General features: G+C 63.9%; 16 protein-coding genes. 9 read left to right on the top strand and 7 right to left on the bottom strand.

The window, feature by feature from the left end:
* Positions 1 to 32: 32 nt before the first annotated feature.
* Together BSG19_RS16645 and purU are read right to left on the bottom strand one after the other, a co-directional pair.
* Complete coding sequence (locus tag BSG19_RS16645; RefSeq protein ID WP_092989173.1) at positions 33 to 398, bottom strand: winged helix-turn-helix domain-containing protein; 366 nt, start codon at positions 396 to 398, stop codon at positions 33 to 35.
* 110 nt (positions 399 to 508) lie between these two features.
* Complete coding sequence (purU, locus tag BSG19_RS16640; RefSeq protein WP_092989172.1) at positions 509 to 1,393, bottom strand: formyltetrahydrofolate deformylase; 885 nt, start codon at positions 1,391 to 1,393, stop codon at positions 509 to 511.
* Positions 1,394 to 1,749: 356 nt separating this feature from the next.
* On the opposite strand from purU, the gene BSG19_RS16635 reads away from it, so the two are divergent.
* The 3 genes from BSG19_RS16635 to BSG19_RS16625 are packed head-to-tail and all read left to right on the top strand — an operon-like array spanning position 1,750 to position 5,617.
* On the top strand, positions 1,750 to 3,324 hold the full coding sequence (locus BSG19_RS16635; RefSeq protein WP_092989171.1) for a flippase: 1,575 nt from the start codon (positions 1,750 to 1,752) through the stop codon (positions 3,322 to 3,324).
* A 26-nt stretch (positions 3,325 to 3,350) separates the two neighbouring features.
* Entirely contained in the window at positions 3,351 to 4,538 is a 1,188-nt protein-coding gene (locus tag BSG19_RS16630) for a glycosyltransferase family 4 protein (protein ID WP_244529295.1), read from the top strand.
* Between the two features lie 11 nt (positions 4,539 to 4,549).
* Positions 4,550 to 5,617: a glycoside hydrolase family 5 protein gene (locus BSG19_RS16625; RefSeq protein ID WP_092989445.1), complete on the top strand. Its 1,068-nt coding sequence runs from the start codon at positions 4,550 to 4,552 to the stop codon at positions 5,615 to 5,617.
* On the opposite strand, the gene BSG19_RS16620 is transcribed toward BSG19_RS16625, so the two are convergent.
* Both BSG19_RS16620 and BSG19_RS16615 read right to left on the bottom strand, forming a co-directional pair.
* Positions 5,604 to 6,905, bottom strand: coding sequence for a hypothetical protein (locus BSG19_RS16620; protein ID WP_092989170.1), 1,302 nt, complete (start codon positions 6,903 to 6,905; stop codon positions 5,604 to 5,606). The genes BSG19_RS16625 and BSG19_RS16620 overlap by 14 nt on opposite strands.
* Positions 6,905 to 8,998, bottom strand: coding sequence for a GumC family protein (locus BSG19_RS16615; protein ID WP_092989169.1), 2,094 nt, complete (start codon positions 8,996 to 8,998; stop codon positions 6,905 to 6,907). Before BSG19_RS16615 ends, BSG19_RS16620 begins: the two co-directional genes overlap by 1 nt.
* Before the next feature lie 327 nt (positions 8,999 to 9,325).
* On the opposite strand from BSG19_RS16615, the gene BSG19_RS16610 reads away from it, so the two are divergent.
* The 5 genes from BSG19_RS16610 to BSG19_RS16590 are packed head-to-tail and all read left to right on the top strand — an operon-like array spanning position 9,326 to position 15,158.
* Positions 9,326 to 9,574 carry an acyl carrier protein gene (locus tag BSG19_RS16610; protein WP_092989168.1) on the top strand — a complete coding sequence of 83 codons (249 nt, stop codon included), beginning with the start codon at positions 9,326 to 9,328 and terminating at the stop codon, positions 9,572 to 9,574.
* Positions 9,574 to 10,755 (top strand): acyl-CoA dehydrogenase family protein, encoded by a 1,182-nt coding sequence (locus tag BSG19_RS16605; protein WP_092989167.1) that lies wholly within the window; start codon positions 9,574 to 9,576, stop codon positions 10,753 to 10,755. Before BSG19_RS16610 ends, BSG19_RS16605 begins: the two co-directional genes overlap by 1 nt.
* Before the next feature lie 6 nt (positions 10,756 to 10,761).
* Positions 10,762 to 11,670, top strand: coding sequence for an amino acid--[acyl-carrier-protein] ligase (locus BSG19_RS16600; RefSeq protein WP_092989166.1), 909 nt, complete (start codon positions 10,762 to 10,764; stop codon positions 11,668 to 11,670).
* A gap of 6 nt (positions 11,671 to 11,676) precedes the next feature.
* Complete coding sequence (locus BSG19_RS16595; protein WP_092989165.1) at positions 11,677 to 12,645, top strand: DUF1839 family protein; 969 nt, start codon at positions 11,677 to 11,679, stop codon at positions 12,643 to 12,645.
* A gap of 41 nt (positions 12,646 to 12,686) precedes the next feature.
* Complete coding sequence (locus tag BSG19_RS16590; protein ID WP_092989164.1) at positions 12,687 to 15,158, top strand: glycosyl hydrolase 2 galactose-binding domain-containing protein; 2,472 nt, start codon at positions 12,687 to 12,689, stop codon at positions 15,156 to 15,158.
* Between the two features lie 107 nt (positions 15,159 to 15,265).
* Here the strand turns inward: BSG19_RS16590 and BSG19_RS16585 are convergent, their stop codons facing one another.
* From BSG19_RS16585 to BSG19_RS16575, 3 genes are all read right to left on the bottom strand, one after another.
* Positions 15,266 to 17,059 carry an alpha/beta hydrolase family protein gene (locus BSG19_RS16585; protein ID WP_092989163.1) on the bottom strand — a complete coding sequence of 598 codons (1,794 nt, stop codon included), beginning with the start codon at positions 17,057 to 17,059 and terminating at the stop codon, positions 15,266 to 15,268.
* 102 nt (positions 17,060 to 17,161) lie between these two features.
* A complete protein-coding gene (locus BSG19_RS16580; protein WP_170866018.1) occupies positions 17,162 to 18,076 on the bottom strand; it encodes a glycosyltransferase family 2 protein in 915 nt (304 codons plus the stop codon).
* 118 nt (positions 18,077 to 18,194) lie between these two features.
* Positions 18,195 to 19,979: an ABC transporter ATP-binding protein/permease gene (locus tag BSG19_RS16575; protein ID WP_244529294.1), complete on the bottom strand. Its 1,785-nt coding sequence runs from the start codon at positions 19,977 to 19,979 to the stop codon at positions 18,195 to 18,197.
* Between the two features lie 299 nt (positions 19,980 to 20,278).
* On the opposite strand from BSG19_RS16575, the gene BSG19_RS16570 reads away from it, so the two are divergent.
* Positions 20,279 to 22,840, top strand: coding sequence for a glycosyltransferase (locus tag BSG19_RS16570; RefSeq protein WP_092989160.1), 2,562 nt, complete (start codon positions 20,279 to 20,281; stop codon positions 22,838 to 22,840).
* Positions 22,841 to 22,844 lie beyond the last annotated feature (4 nt).

Raw genomic sequence — 22,844 nt, 5'->3', positions numbered from 1 at the left:
AGTGTGGAGCGGCATCTGGAAAACGACATGCCTCAAGACGAGGCGCGATGTGCCTCGAGCCAAACGATATCCTCCGCCATAGCCGCGAGCGCCTTTTCCTCCATGGCCCGAAACCGCGAGATCAGCGCTTCGCCGAACGGCGTCACCATTGCACCGCCGCCCTGCTTGCCGCCACGCTGCGATGTGACGGAATCCTCTTCGAACATTGCATTGAGGGCACTGACCAGCAGCCAGGCCCGACGATAGCTCATGTCCATGGCACGGCCCGCAGCGGAGATCGAACCGGTCTCGCGGATATGCTCGAGAAGCGCGATCTTGCCGCGCCCTAGCCGCTCGGGCCCGGATGGGCCGGACAAATCGAGCCGTATGACCGGCCGAGGCGGCGATGTCTGGACCATGGCGTCATCCGTAACGAGCAAATGGCGGGAACCCGAACGTCACGCTCCCTCGGCGCGCAAGGGAGCGTGAAGAGAGGATGCCTGTCAAGCCGGGATCGTGGCGCCGGGCCTCAGCCCATCCGTTCGGAAGCGTAGGAACCGGGGCTTGCCGGAAACACGATGGTGCGGTTGCCGTTCATGAAGACCCGATGATGGATATGCGCATGCACGGCGCGCGCGAGAACCTGACTTTCCACGTCGCGTCCGATGGAGACGTAATCGTCCGGCGACTGCGCATGGGTGATACGGGCGATGTCCTGCTCGATGATCGGGCCTTCATCGAGATCCTCGGTGACATAGTGAGCCGTCGCGCCGATGAGCTTCACGCCGCGCTCGTAGGCCTGCTTGTAGGGGTTCGCGCCCTTGAAGCTCGGCAGGAACGAGTGATGGATGTTGATGATGCGGCCCGACATCTTCTTGCAGACGGCATCCGAGAGAACCTGCATGTATCGGGCCAGCACGATCAGCTCCGCATTCGACTGCTCGACGATCTCCATCAGCCGCGCCTCGGCCTCGACCTTGTTCTCCTTCGTCACCTTGATGTGATGGAAGGGAATGTCGTGATTGACGACGACCTTCTGGTACTCGAAATGATTGGACACCACGCCGACGATCTCCACCGGCAGCGCGCCGATCTTCCAGCGGTAGAGAAGATCGTTCAGACAATGTCCGAAACGCGACACCATCAGCAGCACCTTCATGCGCTTTGCGGAATCGTGGATCTGCCACGTCATGGCGAAGGTCTCGGCAATGGCCACGAACCCATCCTGGATCTCGGTCTCGGTGACACCCTCCTCGGAAATGAAGCTGACCCGCATGAAGAACAAGCCGGTCTGAAGGTCGTCGAACTGCGAACTGTCAACGATATTGCAGCCTTGCGTCGTCAGATACCCGGAAATGGCAGCCACGATGCCGCGGGTGGATTTGCAGCTGACGGTCAGCACATAGCTCTTCATGGGGGTCACCTCTCGCCTTCGCAGATCGCCGCGGACGCAATCGTCCGGCAGGCTGCAAGCTAGCGTGCTTGCGAACTGTCCGTCCATCCGCTTCGCGACATCCGCTAGCAGGAACCGGCCATCCGGTCACTCCTGTTCGTCCGACGCCGCATTTACCGGTCGAGGCCGCACAACCTGGCGACGCAGATACCCGGATCGCTTCCCGTTAACGCTCCGGTTACCGTGCCGAACGGATGCCCTGATCTCTGCAGCATCCATTAGTCTTTGCCCGCTACATCTGCCCGTTGAACGACCATTCCCGCCCCGAGGCGAGGATGTGTCCGGTTCGGTGACGGCAATGACCCGGGAAGACCCCTATGTCCACGGAAAAGCCCAAACGGCAATTATCGGTGAATTTCGCCATCAATGTCGCGGGGGCGATCGCGCCGATCGTGATCGCGCTCGTGACGGTACCCATTCTCGTGCGGCACATCGGTGACGCGCGCTATGGCGTCATGTCGATCGTCTGGGTTCTCTTGGGCTATCTCGGCTTCCTCGACCTTGGTCTGTCGCGGGCCTCGACGAACGCTCTGTCGCGTCTGCCGTTTTCGGCGAGGGAGGAACGCTCCGAGATCGTCGCGACCTCCTTCCTGCTCAACATTGCTCTGGCGAGCCTTGGCGCCACATTGCTCTACTTCGCCGGCAACTTCCTCCTGCTCACCGTCTTCACGGTACCGCCGGAGCTCGAAGCCGAAATTGCAACGGCCCTGCCATTCATCGCCTGCTTGCTGCCGCTCGCCCTCATTTCCGGCTTTTCCATCGGCATCCTCGAATCGCGCGAGCGCTTCCTCCTTGCCAATGCGCTGCAGATCGGCGGCATGATCGTCGGGCAGATCGTGCCCGTTCTCTGCGCCATTTTCATCGCGCCGGATCTCTCGGTCATCATTCCCGCGGCGGCCCTCTCCCGCGCGGCCTCCGTCGTCGTGGCGACGCTGATCGCGCTCTACACGGAACAGGGTTTCCGCTTCGACCGGTTCCGTTTCGCCAAGGTCCGCTCCCTGATGAACTACGGCGGCTGGATCACGCTCTCCTCGATCATTCTCCCGGTTCTCAACACGCTCGACCAGATCGTCATCGGCAAGACGCTCGGCGTCAGCGCTGTCACCTACTATTCCGTGCCGATGAACCTCGTGATGCGCAGCCAGGTCTTCACCAGTTCGCTCGCGCGCACGCTGTTTCCCCGCCTGTCGAGCCTGCCGCGGGAGGAAGCGATCGCCATTTCCGAGCGGGCGATGATGGTGAGCGGCATTCTCTATGCAGGGCTTTGCGCGGCCGGCATCTTCCTCATGCGGCCCTTCCTGGACCTGTGGATGGGCCCGCCCTTCACGGCGATTGCGGGCACAGTCGCCATCGTCCTCCTCATGGGCAGCTGGCCGAATGCGCTGACCTTCGCGCCCTATACCCTGTTGCAAGGGCAGGGCCGGCCCGACATGACGGCAAAGATCCATGTGGCGCAGATGGTGCCCTATATTCTCCTGCTGCTGGTCCTGACATACCAGTTCGGCATTCTGGGAGCCGCGATCGCATTTCTCTGCCGCGGCTATCTCGATTGCAGCCTGCTCATTCTCTTCTCGCAGATGCCGCGGCGCATTTTCCGTGCGCTCCTTCCCTCCGCCGTGCTGGTCGTGGCGGCAGGCATGCTCCAGTTTCTCCTTGCAGGCTCGCCGGCCTTTCTTCTCGTGGCCGCCTGCGTCAGCATGCTCATCTCCGTCGTGCTTCTGCGACTTCAGGAGCGGGCGATCTTCGATGAAACCGTGTCGGTCGCAATCGGCACATGGAAACGGCGGATGTCACCGGCTGGGGCGGCCCCTGTCACGACCCCGTCGACGGTTGGACGCACCTTTCCACCCGCGGTCACAGCGCCGCGGACGATCGAGAATCCGGGAGCCTGATGGTGGCGATGCAGGAGCGGAACGACATGATCTCCGAGGTTCGCAAACCGCTGATCGTTCAGGTCGTGCGGCAGTTCCTGCCCAACCGCGGCGGGCTGGAAGACGTGGTGGCCAATCTCTGCCATTCGCTGCCCAAGCGTGGCTTTCGCGTGCGCGTCGTCACCTGCGACAGCCTGTTTTCCGAGCCGGAGCGAGGCCGCCTGCCAGCCGAGGAGTTCATCGACGGTATCGAGATCGTGCGCATTCCCTGGCGCGGCTCGACCCGCTATCCCCTCGCCCCGGCCGTCTTCCGGCATCTGCGCGAGGCCGATCTGGTTCACGTCCACGCCATCGACTTCTTCTTCGACGCGCTGTCCTGGGGGCGTCTCCTCCATCGTCGCCCGATGGTCGCGACGACCCATGGCGGCTTTTTCCACACCAAGGCTTTTTCGGCCCTGAAGAAGACCTGGTTCAACAGCGTCACGCGCGTGTCCGCTTCGGGCTACAGCAAGATTATCGGCTGCAGCGAGGCGGACGTTCGCACCTTCCAGCCGATCGCCGGAAACCGTGTTCGCCTGATCGAGAACGGCGTCGATATCGGCAAATTCGAAGACGCTGCCGCCCGGATGCCGGCACGCCGGCTCGTCACCATCGGCCGTTTCTCCTCCAACAAGCGGCTGCCATTGCTGATCGAACTGACCGCCGCCCTCAAGACACGCCACCCGGACTGGAGCCTCGACATCATCGGCGTTCCCTCCGACCTCACGGTGGACATGTTGCGGGCCGAGGCCCGCAAACATGGGGCAGAGACAGCCGTTACCATTCACAAGGGTCTGACCAATCCCGAGATCCGGCATCGCCTCGCCGAGGCATCCCTGTTCGTCTCGGCATCCGATTATGAAGGCTTCGGGCTCGTGGCCGTCGAGGCGATGAGCGCGGGGCTGCTACCCGTGCTCAACGCCAACGCCGCCTTTGTCGATCTCGCGGGCCGGCATCCGGACCTGTCCCTCTGCGATGCCTCCGACATCGCCGCGACAGTCGATGCGGTGGAAGCCGCTTATACCCGCCTTGAGACGCGAGGCCCCGCGCTCCGGAGCGATCTGATGTCCGCCGCTCACGCCTACGGATGGAGTGCCGTGGCCGACCGCTACTGCGACGTCTACCGCTCGGTGCTTGGCCTTGCCGCCGAGTCACGTCCCGCTATGTCGTTCGATACGACCGCCCCTGCCCGATGAGGATCGATATCATGCAACCGACACGGTCTTTCGCCGGACGCGCCGCCCGCCTCCTCGCGCTCGCGGCCTGCCTTTCCGCCAGTGTCCAGCCCGCGCTCGCCGGGTGCTACAACGGCGTCAATCTTGCAGGCGCCGAGTTCGGCACCATGCCCGGCGTCTTCGGCAAGGAATACACCTACCCCTCCAAGGCAACGATCGACTATTTCGCTGAAAAAGGTTTCAACACCGTCCGCCTTCCCTTTCGCTGGGAGCGCATCCAGCGCAAGCTGAACGGCCCCCTTGACCGGGGAGAGCTTCAACGCCTCAAGGACAGCGTCGCGGCCATGCGCGCACACGGCCAGACCGTCATTCTCGACCTCCACAATTTCGCCCGCTACAACGAGAAGATCGTCGGCACGAAGGACGTGCCGGACGCGGCGCTCGCCGATGTCTGGGCACGTCTGGCCAAGGTCTTCGCCAACCAGAAGGGCGTGGTCTTCGGACTGATGAACGAGCCGTTCGACATGGCCCCCACCGCCTGGCTGCCGCCCGCCAATGCCGCAATCGCCGCCATCCGCAAGACGGGTGCGAAGAACCTCGTGCTGGTGCCCGGCGTGTCGTGGACGGGCGCGCACAGCTGGCAGGTCGATATCGAGGGCTCCTCCAATGCCTCGACCATGATCAACGTCAAGGATACGGCCAACAACCTCGCCTTCGAGGTTCACCAGTATCTGGACAAGGACTTTTCAGGAACGAACGACGACTGCCCGCGTGGTGATGATGCCGCGGCAGCACTTCGCGCCATGACCGACTGGTTCCGGGCCAACAAGACACGGGGCTTCCTCGGTGAGTTCGGCGGATCGGAGACATCGGACTGCATGATCGGGCTGGCCCGCATGGTCGATGTGATGGCAGAGGACAACGACGTCTGGATCGGCTGGACCTACTGGGCCGCCGGTGACTGGTGGTCGCCGGACGAACCTTTGAACATTCAGCCAACCGAAACGGGCGACCGACTGCAGCTGAAAGCGCTGATGACGCGCAAGCTTGCCCGCGAGGAGGATGCCTGTCCGGCGTTGGACACCATCAAGCCGCGCTGAGGTTCCGGTCGGCGGGTGCTGCGGAATTCGGCTCTCGCGGCTTGCGGCCGAGCGCTGCGTCGTCGAGCACGGAGATCGTGCCGAACAGGAACCACAGCAAGCCCGCTGTCTTGATGGAGTAGCCGCTGTCGCTGATGATCATCAGCAGCAAAAGGTAGACGATGACCATGCCATGGAAGGTCCGGGCCTTCACACTGGAGAGGGGCGCAAAGACGAGCAGGCCCCAGAGTCCTATGAAGCCGAAGAGGCCGAACTTGGTCAGCGTATAGGCAAGACCCGAGTCCGCCGTGAACTGCGTCGTCGTCTGCGCGCCGAACACCACGCGCAGATCGAGCGAGGTGAGAAGGTGCGCGGTCACCTGAAACCTGCCGCCGATATCGTTCGGCCCGCCCTGCGTGCCCGACTGGATGCCGTAATAGGCGAGCGCCGACAGCATGATGAACGGCAGCACATACCATGCAAGACGCGGCATGAAGCGGTAGGCCGGCAGGAGCAGCGTCATCAGGATGCAGGTGTAGAGCCCGAAGCGCGCATCGCCGAGCGCGATCACCGTCAACGCGAGGAAGAGCGTGACGAAGCGCAGGCGCATGGTCGGCCGGAACAGGCACCAGGCATAGACGATCGCCCCGAAATTTCCGACAGAAACCGGCTCCAGAAAGACCGAGGACACCCGATGCATGCCGAGAAACGGCAGGATGGTGCGCGCGCTCGGCCGCATGCCGCTGATGAACAGGCCGGTCGTCTGGCCGTAGAGTTGATCGACGGTGACACTGCCGCGTGCGAGATAATAACCGATGACGTTGAAGAAGGAGATGTAGACGTCGAGCGCCAAATACTCGAACAGGCCGACGGCCACCACGATGGCCGCCGAGATGAAGACCAGCATGTCGGCAAGCTTCAGGTCCTGCAGCGTCCGCCCCGCGAAATAGAAACCGATGGGAATGAGAATGTCGCGAACGGCCTTGAGATCAGGCTGGCCACGCATCGTGAACAGGAAGACCATATAAGAGATAAAGACGGCCATCAGCATGTAGGGTGCCGTGCGGCGCCCAAGCGCCACGATGAACACGCACCCCACCAACACCATCTCCGACATCATCACATGGCTATCGGACACCCGCATGATCCGGGTGTTGACGAGGCAGAGAAGAGCATTGAAGACGAGGCCGCCGATGACGCTGAAGGCGGCCAGCCGCGTATAGAGCCCCCGCCACGCGTCGCCATCCCGAGCAGGGAGACCGCCGACAGGCAGTGCGTATCGCGCGGAGACGTCCTGAAGGACGCTCATCAGGCCGCTGCCTCGACGATCACGACGCCGACGAGTTTGGTCTTCCAGGGGCCGAGCGCCTGCGCCAGATCCTTCAGATCGGTGCGCCCAACGCGGCCGGGCCGGATGACGATGGCGATTGCATCGCTGTCCTTCACGAAGGCCATCAGCCGTGCAGCATTCTCCTCCCCCGTCGCATCGACCACCGAGAAGTCGGCAGGCTCCGGCTTGATTGCCGCCGAGAGGAGCGAGCCGGAGGCACGGCTGCGCTGCCTTGGTACGGCATGGCGATCGAGCCGGCGGTAGGTGACGCTTTCAAAAGCCGGGACGCCACCCATCTGCATACGTCTCAGTGTGCCGGCCAGCGGCGAAGTCGCGGCAACGGACGCACTGGCGACATCGACGGCGGCTCCCGTATCGGCCAGCGCGAGCGCGATATCGCCCACCAGCGCCTCATCCGGCTTTTCCATGCCGGGCGAAAGAAACACGATGCGGGCCGGCAGGGCCGCAACGGCATCGGTCAGCACATAGGCCGAGCGTGTCACGCCTGCCTCCCGCTGCCGCTCCATCGCATGCGACCGTGCAGCCGCCTTCCCGGAAAACGGCATGCGTCGCTTCATCCGCGCGACGATACCGCCGGTGCGCCGCGAGCGGCCGGACGTCCAGCCGTCCTCCGCCAAACCGGATGTTTCCCGATGACCTCCCGTCCGGCGTGCCGCGATGCGCGCGATGACGGGAACGCCGAGCATATCGACGATCTGTCGATCGGAGGTCACCCGCCCGTCGAGAAGGTCCAGCCCGACGGCAATGGCCGATCCGGCGGCGGCCCCGAACAGGAAGCCGGCGATGGCGACCAGCAGGGCGGAGGCCCGTGTCGTCTTCGACGGTGGCAAGGCCTCCGAGATGATGCGGGAATTGCCCGAACCGATATCATACTGGCGGCTCAACTCTTCCGAGCGCGTGACGAACGAGGTGTAGACGCCGCGGATCGCATCGGCTTCGCTCTGGAGTTGCGCAAGTTTCGTGCGCGCGTCGCCGCTGGCGCCATTGGCGTTGCGCAGCGCGGCAAAGCGCGTTTCGAGCGCCGCGACATTGGCCTTGCTGCGCTCATAGGTGTTGCGCACCGAGTCCTGCACCCGCTTGAGCTCCGACTCCAGAGCCCGCCGCATGCTTTCGGCCTGGGCCTGGGCGGTCTGGAGCTGGGGATGGCGGCTGCCGAGGCTGGTTTGCAGCTCCGCCAGCCGATCGAGCGTCTGCGCATAGCGTGTCCGCAACGTCGTGACAGACGTCTGCTGCAGCGCTTCGGGAATAGCGCCCGAGGCAAGATCACCTGTCGTCAGCGAGCGGACCTGATTGTAGTTGATCTGCTGCTGCTCGAGTGAAGCACGCGCGCCGCCGAGTTGCTGCGTTACATCCTCGAGTTGCTGGTCGGTCACGAGGCCTTTCTCGCCCGTGCTGATCAGCCCGTTCTCGGTGCGGAACTTGACGACCTTGTCCTCGGCTTCGAGCAATCGCTTGCGAAGCTCCTCCGCCTCGACCTGCAGGCTCATACTGGCCTTGAGGCTCTTGTCGGAACCGGTCTTGTTGGCCTTTTCCAGATAGATCGCCGAAACGGCATTTGCGATCTCGGCGGCGCGCGCCGCGTTCGGATGCTGGGCCGTAATGGTGAAGACCAGCGACTGGTCGGCCCGGGTGATGATGAGGTTCTGCGCGAGCGTCGCCGCAGCGCCCGCCGCCGCCGCCTCTTGGGAAACCGGCACCGGTGGCGACCGGCCAAGAAGGCGGCCGATCATGCCGACCTTCGCCTGGAAGAACGGATCCTTCTGCAACTCGAGCTTTTGCGCCGCCTCTGTGAGAACGCTGAAGGACTGCATGACGTAGATCTGGCTGTCGATCGCCTGCTGCGCCTGCGCGGGCGCGGCCGTATCGCCGGCGGACTGGCCGACCGCGGCAAGGCGCTCGGGGTCGAGCAGGATCTGGGTGGAGGCACGGAAGACGGCCGGCTGGCTGAGAACGAACGCAAACCCAAGACCGCCGAAGATCAGCGCCGTCACGATGACGATGCCGATCCGGCGCATCACAATCGACGGAAGTTGAAAGACGTCGATGTCCATAGGGCTTCCATATCCACGCCAGGTTGTTTTGTCAGCGCTCAAAGCTTGGCTCGGCGAGTTTCGGACGTTCGTTCGCACCCGACACGAGGTTCTCGATCCGAAGAATTGACAGCTTATGGTTAACAACCCCTGAACGTGGCGGTTCACACCGAAGCGAAGCACAACATTTGCAGGGACTTACGACGGGATCTGCGCAGGCAAGAACCATATCAGGCATCACTTGAGGAAACTTTAGCTATATTCCTTAGGCCGTCTTTAGCCTGCAACCGCTATCTCTGCGTCCATCAGAGCCACAGGCCTCGAGCCGCGCTGTAAAGGAGTGACGCCGTGAAGACCCAGATCCGAGAAATGCTTGCCCAATATGCCTCCCTGCCCTCGGCAGCCACCCTGGACGACGACGCAGACCTCTACGCAGCCGGCATGTCGTCGCATGGCTCCGTCCAGCTGATGCTGGCGCTCGAGGATACATTCGACGTCGAGTTTCCCGACAACCTGCTCAACCGCAGGTCCTTCTCCACGATCACGATCATCGAGCAGACGGTCAACCAGCTGGTGGCCGGGAAAGAAGCCGCCTGATGGACGTCGCTCTCAACGCCCATGGATCGACGCTGCTGGAGCGCGCCCGCCGCGTGGCCGGCATCGCGGGGCAGCACGCCGACGACGTGGACCGCAATGCCCGCTTCCCTCGCGAAGCGGTAGATGCCCTGATCTCGGAGCGGCTGCTGTCGATCCAGATCCCCGTCACGCTGGGTGGAGAGGGCGCGACGACCGCGCAGATCGCGGAAGCCTGCACCGTTATCAGTCAGGCCTGCTCCGCCTCCGCCATGGTCTTCGCCATGCACCACATCAAACTGTCGAGCCTCGTATCCCACGGCATCGACAGCCCCTGGCACCAGAGCTTCATGCGCCGTATCGTCGATGAACAGCTCCTGATCGCCTCGGCGACGACGGAAGGCGGCATCGGCGGCAACATGCGCAATTCGATCTGCGCCATCGAGATCGACGGGGACACCTGCCGGCTTCAGAAGGACGCGACGGTCATTTCCTACGGCCGCCACGCCGATGCGATCCTGATCACCTCCCGCGCTCACCCGGACGCCGTGACGACCGACCAGGTCATGACGGTGTTCACGAAGGATCAGTACACGCTGGAGCGCACCAACGAGTGGGATACGCTCGGCATGCGCGGCACCTGTTCGGAAGGCTATCTCTTCAAGGGAGAAGCCCCCAAGGAACAGATCCTGCCAAAACCGTTCGCCGAGATCGCGGCACAGTCGATGCTTGCCAGCTCGCACCTGCTCTGGGGCGGCGTCTGGTACGGAATAGCGGTCAATGCGATGACCCGCGCCCAGGCGTTTGTGCGCGCCGCGGCCCGCAAGAGCCCCGGCCAGACACCGCCCGGCGCGCTGCACCTCGCGGAAGCATCGAGCCTCCTGCAACAGGTCCGCGCAAATGTCACGGCGGGTCTCGCCCGCTATGAGGCAGCCCTTGCCGAGCCTGAACTGCTCTCCTCCATGGGCTTCTCCGTCGCGATGAACAACGTCAAGATCGCGGTCTCCCAGACCGTGCCCAAGATCATCGACCACGCCATGCAGATCACCGGCATCATGGGTTACAAGAACGGCACCGCGTTCTCCCTCGGACGCCACCTGCGCGACGCACAGTCCGCGCAGCTTATGATCTCCAACGACCGCATTCTCGCCAATACGTCGAACATGCTTCTCGTCAACAAGATTGAAACCAACCTTCTGGGATAATCGACCATGGATATGCAGCTTCCCTTGCTTGACCGGCTGTTTGCGGCCGGCCTCCTCATCGACACCGGCGTCGATGGCCTCTATGGCCGCAGCGGCGTGTTCGAAGACGTCATCACCCGCTTCGAAGCCGTCATCGACGGCCTCGGCGGCGTCGACAAGCCGGAGGCGATCCGCTTCCCGCCCGGCATGAACCGCGCCCATTTCGAAGGTTCGGGCTACATGAAGAGCTTTCCGCAGCTCGCCGGCACCATCCATTCCTTCTGCGGCTGCGAGCTCGACCATGTCAGCCTGCTGACATGCATGGAAGAGGGCAAGGACTGGACCGGCCAGCAACAGGCGACCGACATCGTTCTGACGCCTGCCGCCTGCTATCCGCTTTATCCGACGATCGCCAAGCGTGGCGCCCTGCCTGTCGGCGGCGGCCTCTTCGACCTGCAGTCCTACTGCTTCCGTCATGAGCCGTCGAAGGAGCCGACCCGCATGCAGCTGTTCCGCATGCGGGAATATGTCCGCATGGGCAAGCCGACGGACGTCGTCGCCTTCCGCCAGGACTGGATGGAGCGTGGAACCAAGCTGATGGAATCGGTTGGCCTGCCCGTCGAGATCGATGTCGCCAACGACCCCTTCTTCGGTCGCGCCGGCAAGATGTACAAGAACAACCAGCGCAACCAGAACCTCAAGTTCGAGCTGCTGATACCCGTCAACGCCAATGCCGGCCCGACCGCCTGCATGAGCTTCAACTACCATCAGGACCATTTCGGCAAGACCTGGGGCCTGACGACGGACGACGGCGAAACGGCGCACACCGCCTGCGTCGGCTTCGGCCTGGAGCGCATCGCGCTGGCGCTCTTCAAGCACCACGGCCTCGACGTGAACGAATGGCCGGCACACGTCCGCAAGACGCTCTGGGGCTGATCGACCATGCAAGCCGTCTTCCCCGGCATCGCGCCCGAGACCTATCGCCCACATGCGCTCCACGACAAGGAGCGCATGTGGCCGGAGACCAACTGCTACATCGATCTCTGGATCGAGGTCTTGAACACGCTGGGCCTGCCGCCGGAAGCCATGCTCGGCTTTACGCTCCGCCAAGACTTCGAGGGCGACCAGTTCACCTTCTTCAAGGTGCCGCTGGAAGACCTCGAAGCCCTGTACGGCATAACCTGTACGGAACTCGCCATCTTCGACAAGGTCGAGCGGCATCTGGAGACCCAGATCGCCCGCGGCCGTCTCTGCCTCGTCGAGATGGACAGCTTCTTCATGCCCGACACGGCAGGCGTCGCCTATGGCCGCGAACACGGCAAGACGACGATCGGCATCAACCGGCTGGATGTGGCCTCGCGCAGCCTCGACTATTTCCACAATGGCGGCTTCTTCCATCTGGAAGGCGACGATTTCGACGGCCTGTTCCAGACGCTCGGGCATCCTGATGCTTTGCCGCTCCTGCCCTATACCGAGTTCGCCAAGCTGCCGACCGTGCTGCCGGACGAGGCGCGCATCCGGGAAACGGCGCAGGCGCTGCTGGCCTTTCACTTCGCCCGCCGCCCGCAGGACAACCCGTTTCAGGCCTTTGCTGCCGTCTTCCCGGCGCAGGTCGAGGCTCTGGCCAACCGCGACTTCGATTTCTTCCACAAATACGCCTTCAACACGCTTCGCCAGTTCGGCGCGAATTACGAACTGCTCGCCACCCATCTCGGCTGGCTTGCGCCGGACGGGCGCTATGAGGCGGAACGCCTCGCAGCCCTCAAGATCTCCGAGGTCGGCAAGACCGTGCAGTTTCAGGTCGCCCGCGCCGTCAACCGCAAGAAATTCGACGCTCTCGGCGGCACGTTGACGCCTGCCGCAGAGGCTTGGGACGTTCTGATGCTGGGGCTGGCGGCAAAGCTCCCCTGATCCCTCATCTGCCCACGATTGACCGGGAACCTCACGACATCATGACAACGCTGCCGGAACGCCTTCGTCTCGAGGAGACACGCCCCCTGACGCAAGGCTGGCGCCTCGTCCTGACACCGCCGGGGCTTCACGCAGATCCATCGACACTCGTTGAGGACGACAGCATTCCCGCAATCGTGCCCGGCACCGTGGCCGGAGCGCTGGAAGCGGCAGGCCTGTTCGATCGCGCGGCCCCTCAACCGCTGAACGGGCAGGATGCGTGGTTCCTCACCATCATCGCCGATGAACCGCCAGGTGAAGCGATTCTCGGTTTCCAAGGTCTTGCGACCCTCTCCGACGTCTTCCTGAACGGCGAGAAGATCCTCTCCTCGCAGAGCATGTTCACGAGCCACGACGTCCCCGTGCGCCTGACAGGCAACGATCGCCTCGCGATCTGCTGCCGGGCGCTCCTGCCGCATCTGTTGCGCAAGCTGAAGCGCGCGCGCTGGCGCACCAAGATGATCGTGCCCGCAGGCCTGCGCGGCGTGCGCACGACGGCGCTCGGCTACATGCCCGGCTGGTGCCCGGAGATCCACGCGGCCGGCCCCTATCGTCCCGTTACGCTCCGCCGTGCCGAACAGGCTTGCGTCAGCGCCGTCGATATCGCCGCCTGCCTCGATGCCGACGGCACGGGCCACCTGAACGTTCGCTTCGACACGACGGTGATGGGGCCGGTCCGGCTGCGCTGCGCCGGCCATGAGACCACCGTTATGGTTGAGAATGGTCGTGCGGAGACCACGCTTGTCCTGCCAGGCATCGCCCCTTGGTGGCCGCGCAGCCATGGCGAAGCTGTGCTCCACGAGGTCGAAATCCTCATCGGGGAGGACCGTCTCACGCTGGGCCGCACCGGCTTCCGCCGGATCGAGATCGAGCGGGGCGCCGATGGCACGCGCTTCGCCCTGAAGGTCAACGGTGTCGACATCTTCTGCCGCGGCGCCATCTGGACCAATGCCGACATCGCGACGCTGCCGGGAGAACGGGAGGCCTATGCACCCTGGTTGCGGCTGGCGGCCGAGGCCAATATGAACATGATCCGCATCGGCGGAACCATGACCTATGAGAGTGCCGCCTTCTTCGCGCTCTGCGACGAACTCGGGCTGATGGTCTGGCAGGACGCCATGCTGGCCAATTTCGACTATCCGACCGAGGACGAGGCCTTCGCAGGATTGCTCCGCGAGGAGATCGAGACCCTGCTGCGGGCGACACGCGCCTCGCCCTCGCTGACCATCTTCTGCGGTGGTAGCGAGATGTACCAGCAGGCGGCGATGATGGGCCTTGCGGAACGGGTATGGGCAGGCCCTCTGACCGAAACGGTCCTGCCGGGCGTCGTGGCGCGGGAGCGACCGGATATCGCTTACGTTCCCAACTCCCCCTTCGGTGGTGCGCAGCCTTTCTCGCCGAATGCCGGCGTCGGCCACTATTACGGCGTCGGCGCCTATGAACGGCCGCTCGACGATGCCCGCCGCGCCGATGTCAGCTTCGCTGCCGAATGCCTCGCCTTTGCCAATGTGCCGGAGCAAGTGACGCTCGATGCGCACTTGCCCGTCGCACCCGTGCACGATCCCCGCTGGAAGGCACGGGTTCCCCGCGACCGCGATGCCTCATGGGATTTCGAGGATACGCGCGATCACTATCTCGGCCGTTTCTACGACCTCGACCCGGCCCGGCTGCGGCGGGAAGACCCTGCGCGCTATCTCGACCTATCGCGTGCCGTGACCGGCGAGGTGATCGAAGCCACGTTCTCCGAGTGGCGCCGCGCGGGCTCCTCCTGCGGCGGCGCGCTGGTCTGGACGTTCCAGGATCTTCTGCCCGGCGCCGGCTGGGGTCTCGTCGATGCCACGGGTGTACCGAAACCCGTCTGGCATGCTGTCCGCCGCGCCTTCCGCTCCGTTCAGGTGCTTCTCCTCGATGAGGGAACGAACGGCCTCGACATCCATCTGGTCAACGACACGGCACGCGACGAGACGGTGCGGCTGGAACTCACCTGCCTTCGCGCAGGGCGCCAGCCGGTTATCTCCGGCCGTCACGAAACCATCCTGCCGGCACGATCGAGGCTGCGGCTGCCGGCAACCGATCTCTTCGGTGCGTTCTTCGATACGACCTATGCCTACCGTTTCGCCGGCCCGCAGCATGACGTGACGGTCGCCCGCCTCGTCTCGGCGGAAACGAATGCCCCCCTTGCCGAGGCCTTCCACTTCCCGCTCGGCCGCCGCACGGCGATCCACGATGCAACGCTGACAGCGGACCTGATCGAGACCGATGAGGGCTTCGTGCTCGATATCGCGACCGACCGCCTCGCCCAGTCGGTGCATATCGCCTGCCCCGGCTTCCTGCCGTCGGACAACTGGTTCCACCTCGTGCCCGGCGCGGCACGCCGTATTCGGCTGGTGCCGAAGGCGACAGGGTCAGAGATGCCGGCGCGGCCCTCCGGCGAGATCGCCGCCATTGGCAGCACCCTCCCCGTCCACTTCTGACCCACACATCGTCTGACGATCGACGCGCGAAGCTTCACGAGACGACTGGAAACGCAACAGGATCTTGAGCCTTCGCGCAGGGTGCTGTTTTACCCATTCGTAGAAGGTCACGATGATGTGCGTGTGGCGGATGCGATAGCGAGGATCGTATCGCGAATGTGCTCGCGAAGTTCGCGCCGCGCCTTGGGCGGCGTGACATTGTGGTCGGCATCGGCCAGCAGGATGCGCGAGACGTTCGAATACCGTGCAAGAAGGTGACCGTCCCGTCCAAAATGCTGGGTCAGCCGAGCGAGGCCGATATCGCCCTCGCTATAGACGAGAGAAACGGGGACATGACGGTCGCGCAATTGCCGGAACGCGCGGTGCACACCGTTGCGCAGCCTTGCTTCGACCGACAGGGAACCAAGCACCGGAGCTGCCATCCGCGAAACGCGGCGCACGACGATCTTGAGAATATTGCCGGCGGCGCGCGGCACGTCGATCTTGCCGGAGATCAATCTGTAGGCTGTCTCCATGCGAAGGGCGCGCCGCTTGTAGTCGTCGAGCGAGCGGGGATTGTAGCGGATCATCTGATCCACATCGTCACGCGGATCCCAGGAGAAGGTCAGAATATTGATCGCGATGACCCCACGGCACCGCGGCTCGGCCAGCGCCGCATTGAACGCGAGGTAAGCCCCGCTGCATCGACCGACGAAGACGGGATCGGGCAGGCCGATGGCCTCGATGCGATCGAGCGCGGCGCGCACATCGGAAATCTGTTTGGGTGAATAGAGCACCTGACGGTCGCCCTCCGGCGCCGGCGGGCTATCGGCGATGCCAGCGGCGTCGAACCGGAACGAGGCAATGCCCGATGCGGCGAGCATGCGCGCCGTTTCCACCGTCGAGCGCGCCCAGCCGGATTGCCGGTCATATCCGGTGCCGAGCAGCAAAGCGGTGCCCGAGGGAACGGCATCGGCTGGCGTACAGAGGATGCCGAACAACCGGTCGTCGGGGCCGAACCGCATAGGACATTCGATGAAGCTGCCGCCATCGATGACGCCGGAAGACGGTGCACCCTGCCCGGCATCCGCCGCGACCTCGGACCCGACGAGGTCAAGGATCCATCTGCTCAACGCCTTGAAGACGGCAACGGGCGTCTCCGCTATGGTCGGGTTCGACACGAGGTCGGAATAGCCCTCGAAGACGACCCGAGTGACATCGGCACCCTCCGTCTGCAACTGAACGGCCAGCGCTCCGTCTGCATCCGACTGCGGACGTTCCGCGATGAAAAAACGCGTCGAGCCCGCTGGCTTCAGCGCCTTGCCATCTGCGCTGCGCACCGCAGCGGCAATGCTGTCCTGCATCGTAAGGCCCGCGATAGACGTACCCGGACCGCCGCTGCCGGGCGGCAAGCCCAATCCTTCGTCCACAACCTTTGCCCATAGCGAAAGCTCACGCAGATATCGCCGCCCGCTCGTGACCGGCGCAAGAAGAGCAACACCCGCAAACACAAACGAGGGATCTTCCGCCTGAAGCAGGTCTGGAACCTGAAGCGATCCGAACCCCTGCGCCACCACGACCAGACGCTGAAGTCCGGTGAGATCGCGAAGGCATCGCGCCGCGGCAAGCGCCGTCGTCACGAAGGGTTCGAGGCCCGCAGACTCGGGCAGATCCAGCGCATCGCCCGTGCCGGGATGGTCGTAGCGCAGGCTGGCAACACCGACATCCGCAAGGCTATCGGCAAGCTCGCGCCACGCCTTGTGCACGCAGAGCTCTTCCAGCCCCCAAGGGCTGATGAACAGGACGGCGCTTCGCGTAACCGCACCTTGCGCCGGTGTGAAAAGGCCGACGGTGTTTTCAAACGTGATCGGCCGGCTGGCACAAAGAGGCATCCGGATGGCATCCAGTCTGGCGGAGGTCATTCGTATTCGGTTCCGTTGGTTGGAAGCACCGAGGTGCGATGTCGCCTCGATCTAGAGCAGTATCCGTTAATATTCGATTCCTCTGATGGATATTCGAAACCGTCAGGCTTTCGGCAGGACCGGTTCGAGGTCGGACCGTCGCGCCGTATGTCGGGCAGGCGCCGTGCGCCATCCTTGCAGGCGGCCGAGAAGAAGTTGCCGCGAGCGGCGGGCCATCGCCCAGTCGGCCTTGAGGCCATAGACGAAAATACCGACCAGCGGACGAATGATTTCCGGCAGGAAACGCCGCATCGGAAAACCGTGCCGCCGCAGCACGTAGCCGAGCCCGGCGCCGTAGCGATACATCTTTTGCGCATGCTCGTGCGTCCGCCGGTCGCCATGGTCCTCGGGATGATGCGCCGTAAGCGCCGGGAAATATTGCCCCGTCGCGCCGGTCTCCAGGCAGTTGAGGATCATGTCCTGAACCTCGTGCGCGCCCCAGATCGTACCAGAGCCCGGCCCCAGAGCCGCATCGAACCCGCCTGCGACTTCGTATACCGGCCGACGCACGATAACGATCCACTCCATCAGCGTGTCCCAGACCGTATCCCGCGTCAGCGCCGTCGGCTCCGTGGCGAAGTCCCCCATGATCGTCCGTCCGTCGGTCGCCGTCGGCCGGCCGCTATAGATATCAGCCGGCTCTGACGCCATCAGTGCCTCCAGCGTCTGGAAGAAGGCGTCGGGATACCAGCAGTCGTCGTCCGGGAACATTAGCCAGGCACCGCGCGCCTGCGCCGCGCCGCGGTTTCGCGCGCGACAGACGCCTTTTTCGCTCGAGCGGATATGGACGATGTCGATCTCCGCCGAGAACCGCGCGAGAAGAGGAACGAGGCGGTCGTCGCCGTTCTGATCGACGAAGAGAACCTCGAGATCGCGGCGCTGCTGCGCGACGAGCGAAACCAGAAGACGCTCGATCTCCTCGACCCGCCCGAGGGTCGCCACGACGAGAGAGAAACGATGCTGCAGCGGCTCTTCCACGTCGAACCTCCCGATCCGCCAGATGCGCGAATGCCGTGACGCTCGCCCCGAAGGGCAGTTGCATCCGGCATAAGCCATATTCGCCAATAGCGGATTAATGGCGACGCGAAAAAACCGTCTAACCGTCCCGATGCGTCCGCAGGCTTCGCGGCTGCAGGCGCTTCAGCGTCTTGCCGCCGGGGTCGTTTTCCAAATGCAGCACGCGCTTGAAGAAGGTGTCGTTCGGCTGCATTCGCCCGATATTGATGATGGCGGCCTTGGCCGTCTCCACGGTGAAGAAGGTGACGACGCGCTGGTAGGTTTCCGGATCGAGCGTATCGAGCACCTCCTCCACAACGATCCAGCGCGGTTTGTGAAGCCCGAGACGCGCGATGGCGAGAAGGCGCAACTCCGCCTCCGTGGGCTTCACCTGCGATTGCAATGACTGATCGAGTGACGCCACGAACCGATCGAGCCCGAGGCGCGTCAGCACGGAGGCCAGTTGCTCGCGCGGGAACCGGTCGGGCGCTGCAGGATGGATCAGGGTTTCCGCCACGCTGCCCGGCGGGAAATAGGGTGCGCGCGGAATGAATGCCATGCTCTCGGACGGCGGCAGCGCAAGCCGCCCGCGACCCCAGGGCCAGAGACCGGTCACCGCGCGGAAGAACGAGCTCTTGTCGACGTCGGTCCGCGCCGTGATCAGCACCCGGTCTCCCGGCAGGATCTCGACATGCGCATCGGCAAGCCTGACGCAGCCGGAGGGCGAGGTTATCGCGAGATCGTCCATGACGATACTGCCACCTGAGCTGGCCGCACCGGGCTTAGAATAGGCGATCCGCTTGTCGTTCTCGTAGCGCTCGTCGGTCATCAGCATGGCCGACCGGAAGGCGGAAACACGCAGCAGCGTCGCCCGCCAGTCGGCCACCGCCTCGATGTTGTCCACGAACCATCGGAGCGATGCATGTACCTGATTGAAGGCACCGACGGCCATCATCAGCCCGCCAAAGGAAAGGTTTCCGGCAAAGAAGACAGGCGCCGCGATGACGATGGGCGCAATCACCGTCACCCAGCCATAGCCGGCCGTCACCCACGTCAGTCGGGTCATCGCAAACATCAGGCCGCGACTGATCTCCAGCACGGAGGCAAGGTCGCGCTCGATCCGGCGCTTCTCGTTCGCCTCTCCGCCCGACAGAGAGACCGCCTCGATATGTTCGTTGACGCGCATGAGGGAGAACCGGAGCGCGGCCTCGCGCTGATAGTGCTCGCCGTTCAGCTTCACGAGCGGCCGACCGACCAGCCAGCTCAGCCACGAGGCAATGCCGGCATAGAGGATCGCGGCCCAGACCATGTAGCCGGGAATGGCCACGGCATAGCCCTGAAAATGAAAGACGAAACCGGCCGACAGCGACCAGAGCACCCCGATGAAGCTGACGAGCAGAATGCCGGACTGGACGAGGCCGATGCCGAGGCCGGCCGTCAGGTCCGTCAGATGCCGCGCATCCTCGTGGATGCGCTGGTCGGGATTGATGCCGAGCGAGCCTGCATTGGCAAGACGGAACGCCCGCGTCGGCTTCATCCACTCGTTGATGAGATCCCGCGTCAATCCTTCCCGCAGCTTGATCTTGATCCATTGCCCAAGCCACGTCTGGATGACGTTGAGGACGAGGATGACGCCGGCGATCTGGCCGAAGACGACGAATTGCCCCAGAAAAGCCGGCAGGTCGCGCCGCTCCAGCGTGTCGTAGAACGGCTTGTACCAGCGATTGAGGAAGATCTGACCGACGGCAATGGCGATGATGACCGCAAGCAGCCCGGCAGCCAGCAACAGTATGACACGGCGCGACGGCGAGGCCACGAAGGCCTGCTGCATCATGCGCAGCTGCTGGCCAAGCGTCTGCTCCTCCTCCAGATCTCCCGCTGCCACGCCAGCCGCGCTCCCTGTCTGCCTGTTGCGAGCGTCCCTGCGATGCGGCATGTCAGCGGCTTTCTTCCAATCACGTTACGCTAAACTATAGCGCACCCCGCCATCTCTCCCACGGGAAAACGACCATGAAGCGGCGACCTTGCGGCTTGCTGACCATGCGGATGGACGGAAAGCCGCGAGTGCCGACCATCCGGATCGCCGAACGGGCGGCCAACGGCGTTTCCCTTCGGGCGGAGATCGTTTAAAGCGGTCGGCATTCTTTCGCCCGGAAGGTGCGTACGCATTCGGAGAAGCCATTCGTGTCCGCCGAGATATCCCTGGACGACCAGCGCCATTTCGCAGCCATCGCCGCCATGGCGCAAGAACTCCGGCACGCGATCGCGTCTGCGCCGCGTTGGGTCCAGCTCGCGCATCTTCTAAAGGACGCAGGCGCGCTGGAAGACGCGGAGAGGGCCTATCGGACGGCGATCCGGTGCGATGGCACGGAATGGGACGCGCGACTGCACCTCGCACACCTCTTGAAGCGGCTCAACCGGCTGCCGGAGGCGCTATCGATGTTCGAAGCCATCCGCGCACTTCCCGACGGACCGAATGTCGAACATGAGATCGCCGGATTGCGCGTCGCGCTCCTGCCCGAGAACAGCGTAATCCAACGTCCGGCGGCGCCACCGCCCGCTTCGCCGCTTGCACCGAGCGTGCAGCCACTGCTGGACGACCTATCCGGAGAACTGGCGCGTACCGGCATCGATCCATCCGACGCCACATCGGTGGGAAATATCCCCACAGCCCAGCCAGGCGCGGCTGGGCAACCGCGTCTTCTTCCTCTCATCTGCTCGGCCGATCTCAATGCCGAACTCGTCCCCAAGGCCAACCTTGTCCTTCGCGACGGCGTTCTCACAGGAACCACCGGCAACCCGCAATTCGAGATCCGGTGCGCCACCGCACCCGTCCCTGGCTGGATCGAAATCGAATTCGGCATCGACATGAAGACGCCGATCATCGAGCCGATCCTCTATGTCGAGCATGCGCCGCAATGGCAGACCTTCTCGACCTTCCGGCTGGCCCCGCGCAACGGCAGGTTTCACGCCTTCTGCCGCGTGGATGCGCCCATCCTGAGCCTCCGGCTCGACCCTTCCCACTCCGCCGGCCCCTTCGCCGTCACGCAGATCAGCCTGCGCCAGATCGGGCTCAGCCGCGTCGTGCGTCATGCGTGGAAGCGGGATCGCACAGCGACGCGCGACGCTCTGGCCAGACGCCGGCACGAGGGCCCGGCGGCCATGGAAGCAGCATTGGCGCAGTGCCTCGCAAATTCTCCGCTCGATGCCTACCAGCGCTGGATCCGCCGCTACGAAACGCCGTCGCGGCTTTCCGCGAATCAAGCAAGCAAGAACGTTGCCCGCTGGCCGAAGAAGCCGGCTCTGGCGGTGCTTGTCGAATGGGATCCAGAGGGACCTGCACCCCTCGCCCAAACGCTGGCTTCGCTTGGCGAGCAGGTCTATCCGCACTGGACGCTCGACATTCTCGCTCCGCGCCCGTTGACGGCATCGGAGCGTCTGTACATCGAGGCCGTTGTTCCGGGCGTCGCATTCCCGACGGATCTGCCCACCGCCATCGGCAGCCGGTCGGGCGGCCACATCGTGCATGTCGATGCGGGCGATCGGCTTTCTCCCGCCGCCCTTTTCCGTCTTGCGGAAGAGATTTTCGCCAGACGCGGCAAGGGCACCGACATCATCTACACGGACGAGGATCATCTGGTTGCAGGCGAGCGCCGCGACCCGCTCTTCAAGCCGGACTGGGATCCGGACTTCCAGGCCTCGACCGGCTATATCGGCCCCTTCGTCGCAATCCGTCAGGACCGGCTGACAGAGGGACTCAGCGCACTGTCTGACCGGTGGCAGGACGTTTTGAAAACAGCGCTGGCGGGCGCCTCGGAAAGCGACGTCCTCCATCTCCCCGACGTGCTGAACCATCGTCATGCGAAGCCGGAAACCGTCGCCTTCCAGCCCCCGTCACCCTCAGAGCCGGCCGGTGGCTGGCCGCACGTCACGCTGATGATCCCCACCCGCGACAGCGTCGACATCCTGCGCAAGGGCGTCGCCTCGCTTCTACGCGAAACCGATTATCCGAGCTTCGATATCCTCATCATCGACAATGGCAGTTCGCAAGCCGAAACGCTGACCTATTTCGAGGAAGTCGCGTCCAGCGGGCAGGTCGGCATCGTAAACGTGCCAGGCCCGTTCAACTTCGCGCATCTGAACAATCGGGCAGCGGCGGTGGCCAAGGGTGCGGTGCTCGGCCTCGTCAACAACGACATCCTCGCCATCGAGCCTTCCTGGCTGAAAACCATGGTGGCAGAGGCTGTGCGGCCGGACATCGGCGCGGTCGGCGCAAAGCTCCTCTATCCCTCCGGCCATGTGCAGCACGGCGGCATGGCCTGCGGCGTCGGCTACGTCACCGCACATCCGCAAAAGTTCAAAGCAGAAGATGATCGCGGTTACATGGACACCCTTGTCGCCACGCACCGCGTCTCCACCGTCACCGCCGCCTGCCTCATCGTGGAGCGTCACAAATATGCAGAGGTTGGCGGCATGGATGAAGACGCATTGCAGATCGCCTTCAACGACGTCGATCTCTGCCTCAAGCTTGATGCTGCCGGCTACCGCAACCTCATGGTGCCGGCCGCTCGCCTCATCCACCTCGAAAGCGCCACCCGCGGCCTCGACATGACGGGGGAGAAGGCGGACCGGTTCCGTCGGGAAGCCGAAACGGTTCTTGCCCGCTGGAAGCCGCGCATCACGAACGATCCCTACTACAGCGTCAACCTGACGCAGGATCGCGAAGACGGCACAATTCGGGATTAGAGAA

It is taken from the genome of Rhizobium sp. NFR03 (assembly GCF_900111275.1).
Taxonomy (GTDB): Bacteria; Pseudomonadota; Alphaproteobacteria; order Rhizobiales; family Rhizobiaceae; genus Ferranicluibacter.
The sequence above is the reverse complement of the archived record's forward strand: the minus strand, read 5'-3'. Positions and strand labels throughout refer to the sequence as shown.